This is a genomic window from Cupriavidus sp. GW822-FHT03E04, assembly GCF_058801495.1.
On sequence record NZ_JBXANI010000021.1, the window covers coordinates 132,139 to 145,965 of the forward strand.

General features: G+C 60.7%; 11 protein-coding genes. 7 read left to right on the forward strand and 4 right to left on the reverse strand.

Annotation, left to right across the window (positions count from 1 at the left end; translation table 11 throughout):
* Positions 1–43: 43 nt before the first annotated feature.
* The 4 genes from gspF to AC1RQC_RS28165 form a co-directional block, all read right to left on the reverse strand.
* A complete protein-coding gene (gene gspF, locus AC1RQC_RS28150; RefSeq protein WP_492809385.1) occupies positions 44–1,249 on the reverse strand; it encodes a type II secretion system inner membrane protein GspF in 1,206 nt (401 codons plus the stop codon).
* Positions 1,250–1,263: 14 nt separating this feature from the next.
* A complete protein-coding gene (gspE, locus tag AC1RQC_RS28155; protein ID WP_492809529.1) occupies positions 1,264–2,718 on the reverse strand; it encodes a type II secretion system ATPase GspE in 1,455 nt (484 codons plus the stop codon).
* Positions 2,718–5,075 carry a type II secretion system secretin GspD gene (gene gspD, locus AC1RQC_RS28160; protein WP_492809386.1) on the reverse strand — a complete coding sequence of 786 codons (2,358 nt, stop codon included), beginning with the start codon at positions 5,073–5,075 and terminating at the stop codon, positions 2,718–2,720. The genes gspE and gspD overlap by 1 nt, the downstream gene beginning before the upstream one ends.
* 401 nt (positions 5,076–5,476) lie before the next feature.
* Positions 5,477–5,971, reverse strand: a complete 495-nt coding sequence (locus AC1RQC_RS28165; RefSeq protein WP_492885226.1) for a type II toxin-antitoxin system prevent-host-death family antitoxin — start codon at positions 5,969–5,971, stop codon at positions 5,477–5,479.
* Positions 5,972–6,658: 687 nt separating this feature from the next.
* Between AC1RQC_RS28165 and AC1RQC_RS28170 the strand changes: the two genes are divergently transcribed.
* The 7 genes from AC1RQC_RS28170 to AC1RQC_RS28200 all read left to right on the forward strand — a co-directional run bounded on the left by AC1RQC_RS28170 (position 6,659) and on the right by AC1RQC_RS28200 (position 13,668).
* A complete protein-coding gene (locus AC1RQC_RS28170; RefSeq protein ID WP_492809388.1) occupies positions 6,659–7,234 on the forward strand; it encodes a hypothetical protein in 576 nt (191 codons plus the stop codon).
* A 1,130-nt stretch (positions 7,235–8,364) separates the two neighbouring features.
* Positions 8,365–8,574, forward strand: a complete 210-nt coding sequence (locus AC1RQC_RS28175; RefSeq protein WP_492809531.1) for a helix-turn-helix domain-containing protein — start codon at positions 8,365–8,367, stop codon at positions 8,572–8,574.
* 193 nt (positions 8,575–8,767) lie between these two features.
* The gene (locus tag AC1RQC_RS28180; RefSeq protein ID WP_492809532.1) at positions 8,768–9,055 is read left to right on the forward strand and encodes a helix-turn-helix domain-containing protein; all 288 of its coding nucleotides are present in this window, start codon (positions 8,768–8,770) and stop codon (positions 9,053–9,055) included.
* Positions 9,056–10,691: 1,636 nt separating this feature from the next.
* Positions 10,692–11,033: an H-NS family nucleoid-associated regulatory protein gene (locus AC1RQC_RS28185; RefSeq protein ID WP_492809389.1), complete on the forward strand. Its 342-nt coding sequence runs from the start codon at positions 10,692–10,694 to the stop codon at positions 11,031–11,033.
* A gap of 192 nt (positions 11,034–11,225) precedes the next feature.
* Positions 11,226–12,104: a pentapeptide repeat-containing protein gene (locus AC1RQC_RS28190; RefSeq protein ID WP_492809390.1), complete on the forward strand. Its 879-nt coding sequence runs from the start codon at positions 11,226–11,228 to the stop codon at positions 12,102–12,104.
* A gap of 232 nt (positions 12,105–12,336) precedes the next feature.
* Positions 12,337–12,837, forward strand: coding sequence for an imm11 family protein (locus AC1RQC_RS28195; RefSeq protein WP_492809391.1), 501 nt, complete (start codon positions 12,337–12,339; stop codon positions 12,835–12,837).
* 180 nt (positions 12,838–13,017) lie between these two features.
* The gene (locus AC1RQC_RS28200; protein ID WP_477134788.1) at positions 13,018–13,668 is read left to right on the forward strand and encodes an imm11 family protein; all 651 of its coding nucleotides are present in this window, start codon (positions 13,018–13,020) and stop codon (positions 13,666–13,668) included.
* Positions 13,669–13,827 lie beyond the last annotated feature (159 nt).

Sequence of the window (13,827 nt, forward strand, 5' to 3'; positions counted from 1 at the left end):
CGGCCGTTGATGACCGCCGGATGACAAAGGGACAGCGGCCGTGTCAGCGCACCATCTGGTTGATCTCCAGGATTGGCATCAGCACCGCAAGCACGATCAACAGCACCATCAGGCCCATGCCTAGTATCAGCGCAGGTTCTAGCAGGCCGGTGATGAACAGCGTCCGCCGCTCCAACTGACTGGCCTCGCCCTCGGCCGCGCGCTCGAGCATCTCAGGTAGTTTGCCGGTGGATTCGCCAGAGCGGATCAGATGAATCAGCACTGGCGGGAATTGGTTGGCGGAGGCGAGGGCGCGGGCCAGTGATGTGCCCTCGCGCACGCGCGAGATGGCGTCTTCCACGTTATCGCGCAATGCCACGTTGTTAAGGGTTTCGCCGGCCGCCTGCAGTGCGCGCAGGATCGGCACGCCGGCGCTGGTGAGAATGGCCAGCGTGCTGGCGAAGCGCGCGGTGTTGTAGCCGCGCACAAGCTTTCCGAGCAGCGGCGCCGTGAGCAGCCAGGCATGCCAGCGGTGGCGCGGGCCGGGTAGGGCGAGAATGCGGCGAACCAGCCACGCTGCGGCGACGCAAACGAGCGCGGCCAGCCAGCCCCAGTCGCGCGCGAAATCGCTGCAGGCGAGCATGATGGTCGTAATCGTCGGCAGTTTCTGCTTGGTGGTGGTAAACACCCCTACCACTTGCGGGACCACGTAGGTCAGCAGGAAGATGACGATGCCGAACGCGACCACGGTGACCACAGCGGGATAGGTAAAGGCGAGCTTGATCTTCTGTGTCAAGGCATTGCGGCTCTCGATATAGTCCGCCAGCTTCGTCAGCACCACATGCAGCTTCCCGCTGTGTTCCCCGGCGGAAACCAGGGCGCGGTAGATGTCGGGAAAGTCCCGAGGGTGTTGCGAGAGTGCCCCGGAGAAGGATTGGCCAGAGATGACCTCGGCGCGGATCGCGCCGATGAGTTCCCGTACATAGGTACGCTCTGCCTGGTCGGCTAGTGCCCCCAGCGCTTCGTTGAGCGGAAGGCCAGCGGTCAGCAGGCTTGCCACCTGACGGGTGAAGAGCGCTTGCTCCTGGGTGCCCAGGCGACTGCCGAAGGTGCTGCTTCCTGCCGGCGCGGCGGTCACTACCATCACTTTGAGCGGGGTCAGGCCGCGCGTGCGGAGTTGGCCGCGCGCGGCGCGGCTGCCCTCGGCCTCGATCATGCCGCGATAGATCTTGCCGGCAAAATCTACGGCTTCATAGCGAAAAGCTGGCATGCCGAGACTCCCTCTCAATCTTTGCTGACGCGCAGCACTTCTTCCAGCGAGGTCAGGCCGGCGTCGATCCAGCGCTGCCCGTCCTGGCGCATGCTGAGCATGCCGGCGCTGACCGCCGCCGCGCGGATATCGGCATCGGCCGCACGCTGATGGATTTGCTTGCGCACTTGGTCGTCTACCACCAGCAGCTCGTAGATGCCGGAGCGGCCCTGGTACCCGGTGGGCCCACACCGGGTACAGCCGCGTGGGTGCCAGAGACCTTCCTGTTCCCACTTGCAGGCCGGACAGAGGCGCCGGACCAATCGCTGCGCCAGTACGCCGAGAAGGCTGGAGGCAAGCAAGTAGGGTTCTACCCCCATGTCGGTGAGCCGGGTGACTGCCGAAGCGGCATCGTTTGTATGCAGGGTCGCGAGCACGAGGTGGCCGGTCAATGAGGCCTGCACTGCAATCTGGGCTGTCTCCAGGTCACGGATTTCGCCAATCATGATGACGTCGGGGTCCTGGCGTAGGATGGCGCGCAGCGCCTTGCCGAAGGTCATGTCGATACGCGCGTTGACCTGGGTCTGGCCGATGCCGTCCAAGTCATACTCAATAGGGTCCTCGACCGTCATGATGTTGGTGGCGGCAGCGTCCAGCCGGGACAAAGCGGCATACAGGGTCGTGGTTTTGCCCGAGCCTGTGGGGCCGGTGACCAGCACGATGCCGTGCGGCTGCTGGATCTGGCGATCGAACAGCCTCAGCGTATCCGCGCTCATGCCAAGCTTCGCCAGGTCGAGCCGGCTAGCATCTTTGTCAAGCAGGCGCAGCACCGCCCGTTCGCCGTGTCCGGTGGGCAGAGTGGAGACGCGCACGTCCACGGCGCGGCCAGCCACCCGTAGCGTAATGCGCCCGTCTTGGGGCAGACGCTTCTCCGCGATATCCAGCTGCGCCATGATCTTGATGCGGGAGATCAGCGCGCCGTGCAGTGCCTTGTTGGGTCGGACGATATCGCGCATGGTGCCATCCACGCGCTGCCGTACCACCGAACTTTGTTCGAAGGCTTCGATGTGGATGTCCGATGCGCCCTCGCGCGCTGCCTGGGTGAGCAGGGCGTTGATCATGCGTATTACCGGCGCATCGTCCTCGGCTTCCAGCAGGTCTTCTACGGCTGGCAGCTCCTGCATCAGCCGCGACAGGTCGATCTCGCCCTCCACTTCTCCCACTACTTGCGCTGCGGAGCCTTCGTTGGCCGCATACGCTTGTGACAGAGCCTGTTGCAGGGCTTCGGCGCTAAGCATGACAAGGCGGTTGATGCCAAATGTTCGTACGGCTTCGGCGATGGCTTGGGCAGAGGTGTCGGGGCATAGCCACGCTTCCGGCACGTCACCGGGCCGCGGTACGACCAGCAGCCTAGCCGCTCGGGCCCAGGCATAGGGCACCAGGCGCGCGTTGGCAGAGCGACGGGAGGGGGTGGCGGCGGGCGTGACCATCATCCGCCTCGCTCGTCGGGGCTTGTCACCGGCCGTGCAGGGGCGGTGTTGGGCGTAACAGGTGTCGCGATCTCGCCGGCAGCGTCGGGCATCGGTCCCGCGGGACGCGGTGGGGGAACGGAAAGGCTGCTGCCGCCGGCCTGCGGGCGGGCCGGAGGTACCGCGCGGCGGTTGCCCAAGGGCAGCGGCGCGCCGTCCGGCTGTCCGGACGTTGCCGGCAATTGGGGCGTATCGTCATCGCGCACAAACCAGTTGTCGCTAGGGTAGCGTGCACCCTCGTTGCGCATGTAGTCATAGCGCGTCATTACGACATTGCGCGCGGACTCGGGCGTGCGCACGATGGTGGGCCGCAGGAACACCATCAGGTTGGTCTTACGGCGTTGCTTGTTCTCGTAGCGGAACAGCGCGCCGAGCAACGGGATATCGCCAAGGCCCGGCACCTTGTCCACGCCTTCGTTGTAGGAATCCTGCATAAGGCCGCCGAGCACGATGATGTCACCAGTATCAACCATTACCGAGGTTTCCAGCGCGCGCTTGTTGGTGGTGGGGCCGTTATTGCCGCCCGCCGAGATCACGTCCGAGGTCTCTTGGTAGATCTGTAGCTTGACGCCGTCGCCGTCGGTGATCTGCGGGCGTACGCGCAAGGTCAACCCCACGTCCTGGCGTTCGATGGTCTGAAACGGCGTGACACTAGCCGAGCTGCCGGTCTGAGCGTAGGAGCCTGTGACGAAGGGCAGGTTCTGGCCGACCATGATACGGGCCTCCTCATTATCCAGCGTCATCAAGTTCGGGGTGGACAGGATATTGACGCCCTGCTGTGTGCTAAGCGCGCGCAACAACGCATTGAGCCCCAACTTGCCGCTGATGACGCCGACATTCAGGCCGCCGGCACTGGCTACATTCGCCGCAAGCGATGGCAGGATGCCCCCGCCGGTGACCGCGCCTGCGCCCAGGGTGACGATGTTCTGTCCGCCGCTGCCGAAATTGGTGCCGCTGAATAGGCGTCCGTTCTGCACCTGCCACTGGATGCCGAGCTCAGCGGCGTTGTCCGAGGTGATCTCCACGATCATGGACTCGACGTAGACTTGGGCCCGGCGGGTATCTAGTTCGTCGATCAGTGCACGCAGGTTGCGATAGACCGGCTCGGAGGCCGTGATCAGCAGGGAGTTGGTGGCGGGGTCGGCTTGGATGGTGCCGCCAGTGGTGGCAGGGGCCGCGCTGCCGGTGCTCGCCCCCATGTTCGAGGTGCCAAAGCCGCCGCTGGTTGTAGTGGTGGTGGCGCCGCCAAGCCCACCGCCCAGGCTCCCGCCCACGCCGCTGCCCGTGGGGAGAGGTGGCATCGACGGATAGGAGCCGCTGCTGGCTGTCGCTTGTGCGATGCCGCCGCTGCTCGTCATTGACAGCGTGGCGTCCGCCGCCACCAGCGCCCGCAGGGTTTGGGCCAATGTAGCGGCACTAGCATTCTTGAGCGGCACCATATACATATTGCCTGGGCGGCTGGAAGGACGGTCCAGCTTGGCCACCAGCGCCTTGGATTGCTGCAGCCGCTCTGTGCTTGGGGCGCGGATCAGCAGTGTGTTGCTGCGCGGCTCTGCCACCACCGATACGCGAAGGCCGGCTTCGCCACTGCCGCCGCTTGCGCTGCCGGCAGTGGCACTGCCGCTGGTCGCGGCGTTACCCGGATCGAGCATGCGCTGCAGCAGGACTGCCACATCGCTGGCAATCACGTGGCGCAGCGGCACCACCTCCACATCGCCTCCTGCCACGCCTTTGTCGACGGCAGCGATGATGTCGGCGATGCGGCGCACGTTGTCGGCGTAGTCTGTGACAACGATGGTGTTGTTGTTTGCGTAGGCATTGATCACGCTGTTTGGCGTGATCAACGGGCGCAGCACGGGTATCAGCGTGGTTGCGGACTCCTGCTTGAGGCGGAATACCTGCGTGATGACCTGATTGCCACGCGTGCCGGTCTCGTTTGCGTTGCCAATGACCGTCGCCATCGCCTGAAGTTTTGCGTCGGCCTCGGGAACAACCTTCAAGATGTCACCGTCCTCCACCATGGCATAGCCTTGCAGACGCAGGGCCGACTGCAGCGTGCGCATGGCTTGCGTGGTGGTCAGCGGCTTGTCCGAGGACAGGCTAAGCGAGCCTTTGACACGAGGGTCGAGCAGCACCGTCTTTCCGTGCGCGGTAGCGATGGCCTGCACTACCTGGACAATCTCAGCGTTATCGAACTCCAGCGTAACGCGTCGCTGAGGTTGCGGGGAGACCTGCGCCGAAAGCACCCCTTGCGGCAGGCTGGCGGTCAAGGCAAGCAGCAGTGCGCAAGCGCGCCCAGGATTGCATTTGAGGTTCATGTTCGGCATGCGGGATGGCCGTGACTGGGGTCGCTTTAGCACGGCGACAGTGAGTTGGCGGAATGCCGTCGGGGTGGCGCGTCACCAAAGGTTGCTGGTGGGACATGGCAGAGCGCATACGCTATCTGGTTAGTGCAACAGAGCCATGGCGTCGAAAGGCCAGTTCCTGCCATCAGGATGTCATCTTGCGCACGCCTCGCGGTTTGGCCCATTCCTTGCGCGGTGTGGTGCGGCGTACTGGCGCGAACGTACCCATTCGTCGTCAAGGAGTCGGCCTGCGGTATCCCCTACCCGACAGAGCGAGACGGCATACGGCGTCTCAAGTTGCCATGCGTGGCACATACGACATACCTTGTCTGGGGGACTGATTCCTGCTCGAGGTACGAACCCTCCTCCTGCGCTTATTCATTACCGCACGAGGTACCGGAGATGCTGACTTGCTTGATGGCGCTGTCGCCATTGATTTTTTCGGCCTTCTCTGCGCGATTGTTGGCGAGGAGGGTGCGCATCTCGACCCAGCACTCCGCAGACACTAGGTATGCGTGCGGGCGTTGGTGCTTTGTGATCAGTACCGGTTGCTCTTGCGCGGCCTCCAAGGCACGGGAGGGGTTGGCACTGAACTTTGTTACGCTGATGACCCACTGACTTTCCGTCATGCCGTAACCTTTTAATGTAGAGACGAGACGACCGCCCTTGGCAAAATCAGGCGGTCGTCCGCAATCGCGGCGGGCGAAGCCTTGTTGGCGGCTGGAGAAATGTGGTGTTGCTCTGCCCGGTTGGAGCGGCATCGGATCCTCGGTATTGCCTCGCTCTTTGCTTGCCTCGCCTTCGTTGTCAACGCGAGGCGCGACTGTCAATATTCTTTCGGGTTCTAGTGAACACAGGCGTTTCGCCAAAGGCTCATGGGTTTGATGACGCTGGGTGGAGATTGTGCGGCTGGCTCCCAGGCCCGTTCACGTGGTGCCCAGCGCAAACGGTAGCGTGCTCGTCACAGCAATCGTAGGCAGAAATACCTGATGCTAAGAAGCCGAGATGGCGGATTCGTTACAAAATCTACAGAGATTGCGTCGGCGGTCTGTTGTTCGGCCCAATAACGTATAGCCATCCGGGGTTCGGGGCCGATTACCCCTATCAAGTGGGGTCCATCCGCGTGTCCTGAGCGCAGGGTCGAATGGCGCTTTTTCCGCCTGAAGCTATTGCGCGAACGGTTTGCTCACGCTATGCCGTCCTGTCGGCGGTCGCGTTGACAGGATGCTTGCCATTTCCCCTACTCAGTGATCGCTATCCATGAAAGCCAATGTATTAATTGGATGCCGAATGTAACAAAAAAAATGCCACACCGAGGTAGTCAGGAAACGACGCTGTGCGTTAATGAAATATGGTCGGGACCGCCGAAGTGTCACCAAGCGAGCGGACCGGACTCGATGGACCTGCCTTGACCACGGGGAGCGGCAATTGTGGATAGCACTTTAGGCCTGAATTCAAATATTGCGTTATCGAGTGTTGCGAAGGCTTTGTTCAAAGGCACCACGACCTGTGGTTGCCGAGTTGTCGGCGCAAGCGGATATGGAGGGGGTCCCACCTTGCTGCTGTTTGGTGGAGTGCCGGCACGGTCCGAGCGTTTTTTGTATATAGAAGAGCCGTTGGCAGAGGCGGTCTCCGCAGTCGAGTGCATCCCATTCGAGGGCGTCACAAGGGATGTGGCCCTGGTCAGCGATTTGACCGAGGAAGGGAAGATCACTCTGCGTCTCTTGCCCGGAACGGATCAAGAGCAGGGCGTTTTCTTGCGAATCGAGGAGCTGGCGTCATTTCCCGGTGAGGACTCTTTGGTCGGGAATTTCGTCGGGCAGGTCTGGGCGCTTGAGGAGGGGGGCAAACTTGATATAGAAGTAACAGCCACCGAAGCTGGTTACCGCTTGTTGGCTCGTATCCCGGGCAACTGTGTTGCTTACGGCATCCTGGTCGACTCGGATTCCGGCTTGTGTCCTGTCGAATTGCGGATTGACGGTCCGCGTAGCTGCCTAATCAGGGGAAAGCCCCTCGTCGGGTACGCGTTCTGGCGACGTGATATGTCGATGTTTGCCGTCGCCGTACCCCTTGCGGGCGGAGGGATTCTGTACGTTGGCCAACCGCAGCGCGAGATACTTACCAGTTTGTAGGGGGGCTTGACTGCCGAGCCCAGGACAAATCGCGCCATCGGATTCCTCGAACGCCGCGAGTTCGCCAACGCAGACGGAGTCACCGCTGTCTCCTGTGTCGAGCCAACCGGCGTCGACTGCGGTTCAGTCCACCGCGTGGCCTGCCGGACGCTAATAGATCCAGTGCTCACCGCCAGAGAGCTGATAGGGGCCGGGATGGGGCTTTGGGCCGGGGCGCTTTCCCCCATCGCCCGATCCTGATCAATGGAGCAAGCGGAGAGAAGGGCCGGAGGCCGACACTGGTTACCTAGTGAGGTTACCAGACAGCATAGTTGCCGTTCGGGTCTGAGCAATGGGATCTTCAACCCTGTCCACCTTTCTAGGGCAGGCAACGACTGTAAATAGCATGGCAGGGGTACGGCATCTGTGCCCAGCATGGGACCAGATAGCAAAGCGAACTCATCGCATCGCGTGGCAAGGATGGGGTTGGTCGACCAGATGGAGCTTTCCGGGCCATACGACAGGCCATGTACAAATGACGGTCAGGGCATCGATTGATGGCGGTTGATACTGTGGCGCCGAACCGCCGACATCCCGCCGGCACCAGCCTGGTCAGTTACTCGATTGAAGTCACTCGTGCTAGTTCTTGTCCGACAGCATAGACCCGGCTAGGCTGGAACAGGGAGCGAGCGAGATCGAATTCGAATCGTACCACCAGGTTACGGATCTGCCGCCAACGGCAGGGCAGCGCGTTCCGGCCTTGCCAGTACGCACAACAGGCGGAAACGCATTGTATGGCCTCCCGATGAAGGTATACCTCACCGGCTTGATATCGCAGATACGCAGTTACCAGCTCACGTAACCTCAGCGCGGTAGCATGTTGTGGCTCAACTAGGGGCGAATCCCCTCGCGCCATGGCGATTCCGAGTGCGTGGTATGGAGCGGCGGCGCGCGCCAGTTCGCCCGCGTTGCGGGCCGTATGCCAAATCACAAACATTCCGCTCATAGTGACCGTGTACTTTCGTTTGGAGTCGACAACGATGTCGACGATCGCGTCTCGCGTCGGCATAGCGTAGCCAGTCTTGCGTTGAATGTCACGATTAGTGTGTGTACGATTGGTGTGCACCCCACCACAGTAGGGGGTTATGAAAATGACCCTACGCCGGCGCTTTGGCACGCGCATTCGAGACCTACGGAAAGCCACAGGCCTCTCCCAAGAGGCTTTTGCAGATCGAGTGGGATTTGCCCGTACCTACATGAGCCGCATAGAGACAGGAGGTGCCAATCCCTCTCTCGATGCGATCGAAACGCTCGCGACAGCTTTACGGATCAGTGTTGCTGATCTCTTCAGCACACTTTGATTTGATGGCCGGCGCCGGGGCGCTCCCCTAAAGTTCTTCAGAAGCTCATGGTACGAAGCAAGCCGGTCTCCGATATACTTTCATCTTCGTGAAATAAAGATGTGTCCGCTACTTTCGGGCCCCCCATAACTTTGTCTTGCACATGCCACGACCTTTGCCAGATTCAACATTGCCATCGCGCGCCACGATCAAGATGTGCTCCCATCTTGGGGATAGGGTGCGCGCGACTCGCGCCGCCCAAGGCCTACCAATTGATCAGGCTGCCCGAACGTGTGGGGTGTCTGTGGGAATGCTGTCGAAGCTAGAGAACGGAAAGGGCGTTCATCTTGACTATGTCCTCCGCGCTCTAGCCGGTTTGGGTTTGACAATGCTGGTCGTCCCGAAGGATCACGTGCCTCTTCTTGAGCAAGCCGCATCTCATGCAGCGCGCGAGTCTAAGGCGTACGAAGTTGGGGGGGCGAGGGATTTGGAATGGGACTAATTGCCGTCCCGGCACGGCAATTAGCATGCGGCAATCGCGAAATGCCACGGCTGGCGAAACCCGCACGACTCATGCCGCAACGCTGAAGGGCAGAAATGGGATGGGCAGGGTGAGATGCCGGGCTCGTTGCGGCGGGCCGTCGCATTTGCGAATGGGATGACGTTCCGCGTCCGACCGGGCTGAGTGGGAAGACGGATTGGAAAGGTTGCCACCACGCTTACAGCCAGCTCAAGCGCTATTTACGGGACCAGGTCTGACCGCATCAGAGGTTAATCAAGGAGGTCCGATCCCGATCAGGGACCGAGCATCCTGGTGTTAGCTCATCCAAGCTGCCGTGACAGGACATCGCAGCCGAACTAGCGCCTCGATTTTCGCAAAATCGGCGGCGAGCGTTCGAGCGTGGATGGGTTCGTTGTGTAATGTGCGATCCGGTTCCGAAGCTCTCGGCGCTGCTTGCACGGTCTTCCCTGGCCGACGTAGGGAAGAACAGTTTTGAGCCATGGATTCCACATCTGGGCATCAAATCGCCCGGTGAACATCTTCTGCCAGAACGCAAACTTGAGTTCCGTAATGCCCTTGCTCGCGGTGGCTTGGCACCTCCGGTCAAGGTCAAAAATCCCCGGTACCGCCCCGACGGCAACTCCTCCACGGAAGTGACGATAAATAGATTGTCGCGTTGGAACGTTGCCATGACTTGCCTCCTATAACTGGGGGACATTTAGCCTAGCATTGGCGTGCTGAATCACAAGTGAAGGTCGCTGCCTCAATGCCGGGCGCCAGGGGAGTGCGCGGTACCGCACGAGGGTGGCGTCGCCGGTGGCCTCGCCCTGCGAGGTGCCGGAGATTGAGCGACTGGTCTGGGCGCTTGACCCGGTGGCTCTGGGGCCTATGCCTTCGTGAAGGGGCGGGCAGCGCTTGTGGAGGTCACCGATGGGCAATACCGCACATTCTGCTGCAGTGCGAGACTAGCGCCGCTCGTCCAATCATTGACCACGGCATGGGGCTTCTCCATTAACCAGATGAAAAAGACGCGGGTTGCTCGCGCCTGAACTGGCCCAACGCGTCCGCGCAGGCGCAAGACGCGGCCGTGGCCCGTGCAAGGCGCGGGTGCAGCTGCAGGCCGAGCGCGACGCGCTCTGCCGGCAACTGGCGGAGGCAGAGCAGGCGCTTGCGCATGGCGAGGCGGCACAGGAAGGCCTGCGAGCCAAACTCGAAGCGGCGCTGAGCTGGCCGAGAGGGCTGATGCGGAAGCCACCGCGACGCGTCGCCTGGTAGGCAGCATGCGCTGGGCGCCGGCGACGAAAACCGAGTTCAAGCCGGGGCCGTGCTGAGGGGGGAGGCCGGAGGTGTCGGATGGCTTTTATCCACCGCGCGAGGGGACAAGCCTGTGGACAAGCCGCGCGGGGTCGAGTGCCAGCGGCGTCAGCAGATTTGATTAAAATTTAAGCAGCGAGGGTGGCCGTGTCTTCCCGCCGGCACTGATTCCCACAACAGCCATCACCTAGAACAACCCTGAAGTCCAGCGCTCCCGCAAGACGGCACAACGCGGAATCCGGCGCGGCCCCAAATCTGTTCACCCACACCATGTCGATTGAAATCGAGCGCGCCCAAGCAACTATCTGGATCCATCATCCTGATGGCCCAGCACGGCCCGACCCTGGCCGACCTGCAGGCGGCAGGCTGCTTTGTCGAGATACTGCCGACCCCATCGTCTGGGCCAGTGCGCTACCGCAACGCACAGGGGCAGAGCTGGGACGGCCGCGGCGCCATGCCGGAGTGGCTGCAGCGCGCGGTCCCACACGGGGCAGACGGAGGAGCTTTTCCGGGTGGGGTATGTTATGCGATCAACCGGCCAATAGGGCGCCGTGGGCCAAGGCAGACCGCGGGGCACTCGCAAGTTGCCACCTTGCCGTGCCGTCGGACCAAACGCTCCTTGCGAGGCCGTGCCACCCATAGGCCGTTTCGTCGAAGCCGTTAATGCAGACGGCAACATTGGGCCATCCACTCGGGCCCCTCCTCGGTGGGGACACAACAAATACAATGTGACACAAGAGCGTCATGAATGGCTGTGTACTATTAGGCACACAGAGAGCACTTGTTTTGCACTCGATATTTTCGTGCGCTGCGGCACCTCAGTCGAAAGTTTGATTTTTTGTTCCAAAGGGTCCCCATGAAAATCGACATCAAAGACGACCGCGATCGGGTCATTTTCTCCCATGAAGCAGAAAACAACAGTATCCGACTGACGCTGCAGGCGGCGGCTGGCGCCTTTACCCGCTCTGAACGGATCGCCGCTGGGATCATGGATCTTCATAATGCGAACTTGGCTGATGCGGATCTTGCCGGCATAGTTCTTCGTTCCGCCGAACTGCGTTTCGCCAACATGAGCGGGGCGAAACTGAGTAGCGCATCCCTGAGCGGCGCGGATTTGCACGGCGTGAATCTCGACGGTGCGGATCTCACTGGCAGCGAATTCATCAATGCCGATCTGACCTATGCGCAACTCCGCGCGGCCAACTTCACCAACGCGAATCTCAGTGGTGCGGACTTAGAGCAGGCCGACTTTCTCTATGCTGATTTTACCGGTGCTGATCTCACGGGCGCCCGTCTCGCCAACGTAGAAGACGCCTGCGGCGCCTACTTTTCCGGTGCGACATTGAGCTGGGCAAATTTTTCGCGAACGGACATGCCCGGTGTCACGCTGAGCGGTGCGGATTGCAGGGCTGCCATTTTTACTGAGGCCAATCTGTTCGATGCGGACCTGAGCGGAGCGAATCTGTCGAAGGCCACTTTTCTTTGTGCGCGGCTGGGTGAAGCCGACATGAGCAATGCGAACCTCACGGGCGCAAACTTGCTCGAGGCCAATCTCACCCGCGCGAACTTAACGGGTGCAAATCTCACGTACGCGAATCTAGCGCGCGCGAACCTCACGGGTGCAAATCTCAAGGAGGCGAACCTTACCGGGGCAAATTTGGCCGGAGCAAACCTTGACGGTGCGACGCTTCCAGATGCTTACAGTGGATCGCCTGCGCAAGAGGACTCGGAATGACCACCGAGCGATACAAGAAGGCGCAACGGGTAGATCATTTGAGCCGCATCGGCTACTCCATTGAGACTGGGAAGCCTCGAAAATACCTTACCTAATCACCGTCAACGTTAACGACGGCAGTGCGGTCACCAAGCAATTTGATCCAGAGATCGATGGCCGTCTGCACGCCGGACTTGCTATCGATACGTCGATTACGCCAGAAGAACGAGCCGCGATCCCCCGCATCCTGAGGGTGAGGGAGCGGCGGCGTGGTGGGGTGCCAGCGATCCTGGGCTGGAGCGTCGGACCTTTTATCATCTGCGAGCGTTTGCGCGAAATTCTGGAAGAGTTGGAACCTGGACGGCATGACTTCGTGCCGATCGAGATTCGCAGCCTGGGCGCGGGGCCCAATGAAAAGGTGTTCGGCACCTACTACCTGATCTTGTGCCCAGTGCGACTCGACGCTTTGATCATCGAGGAGACCACTTTTACCAAAGGATTTGGCTGCGAAGGCTATGAACGCAGCGCAGATATAGATACGGACGACGATGCGCAGTGCGTGCTTGATCAGGACGTCATTGAGGGTCATCACTTCTGGCAACTGCCACGGGACTACGGCCAAACACAGAGCCACCCAGACCACTACATCACGGGTTACTTCTGCTCGGACGCGCTATGGAGGCACATCAGGGCAGAGAAGATGGACGGCTGGGCCACCGAGAAGAAGTGCATTGCCAAACGCAGAGGAACATGACGGACGTACGTGTCCGAGGCCCAGCATGCCGTTTCAGCGATACTCCATCGAATCGAACTCGTCAGAAAGCGCCGTGGTTGACACTATCGGCTTTTCCGATATTACAGGACTTCTGATGTTCCGATGGTGGTAGATTCACGGTGACTTATTTTCGACACCATTTTCAATGGAAGTATGAACATGCCTTACCTGATCAACGACAACGTAAACGATGGCAGTGCGGTGACTAAAGAATTCGACCCCGAAATCGATGGTCGTCTTGAAGCGCGTCTATCTATCGGTACGTCGATCACGCCAGACGAGAGAGCCGCGATCCCCCGCGTGTTGAGGGTGAGGGAGCGGCGGCGTGGCGGGATTCCTGCGATCTTGGGCTGGAGTGGTGGCCCTTTCATCATTTGCGAGCGCTTGCGCGACATCCTGGAAGAACTGGAACCCGGACGGCATGACTTCGTGCCGATCGAGATTCGTAGCTTGGACTCGGGACCCAATGAAAAGGTGTTCGGCACCTACTACCTGATCCTGTGTCCGGTGCGACTCGACGCCGTGATCGTTGAGGAGACCACTTTCACCAAAGGATTTGGCCGAGAAGGCTATGAACGTGGCGCACAAATAGCTACGAAGGACGATGCGCAGTGCGTGCTTGATCAGAATGTCATCGAGGGTCATCACTTCTGGCAACTGCCACGGGATTACGGCCAAACACGGAGCCACCCAGACCGCTGTATCCCCAGCTACTTCTGCTCGGACGAGCTATGGAGGCACATCAGGGCAGAGAAGATGGACGGCTGGGCCACCGAGAAGAAGTGCATTGCCAAACGCAGAGGAGCATGATGGACGCACGTGTCCGAGGCCCAACGTGCCGTTTCAGCGATACTCCATCGAATCGAATTCGTCAGAACGCACTGCGGTGGGACTATCGGTTTTTCCGATCTTACAGGATTCCCGATGTTCCAATGGTGGTAGCCTTACGGTGATTAATTTCCGAAACCA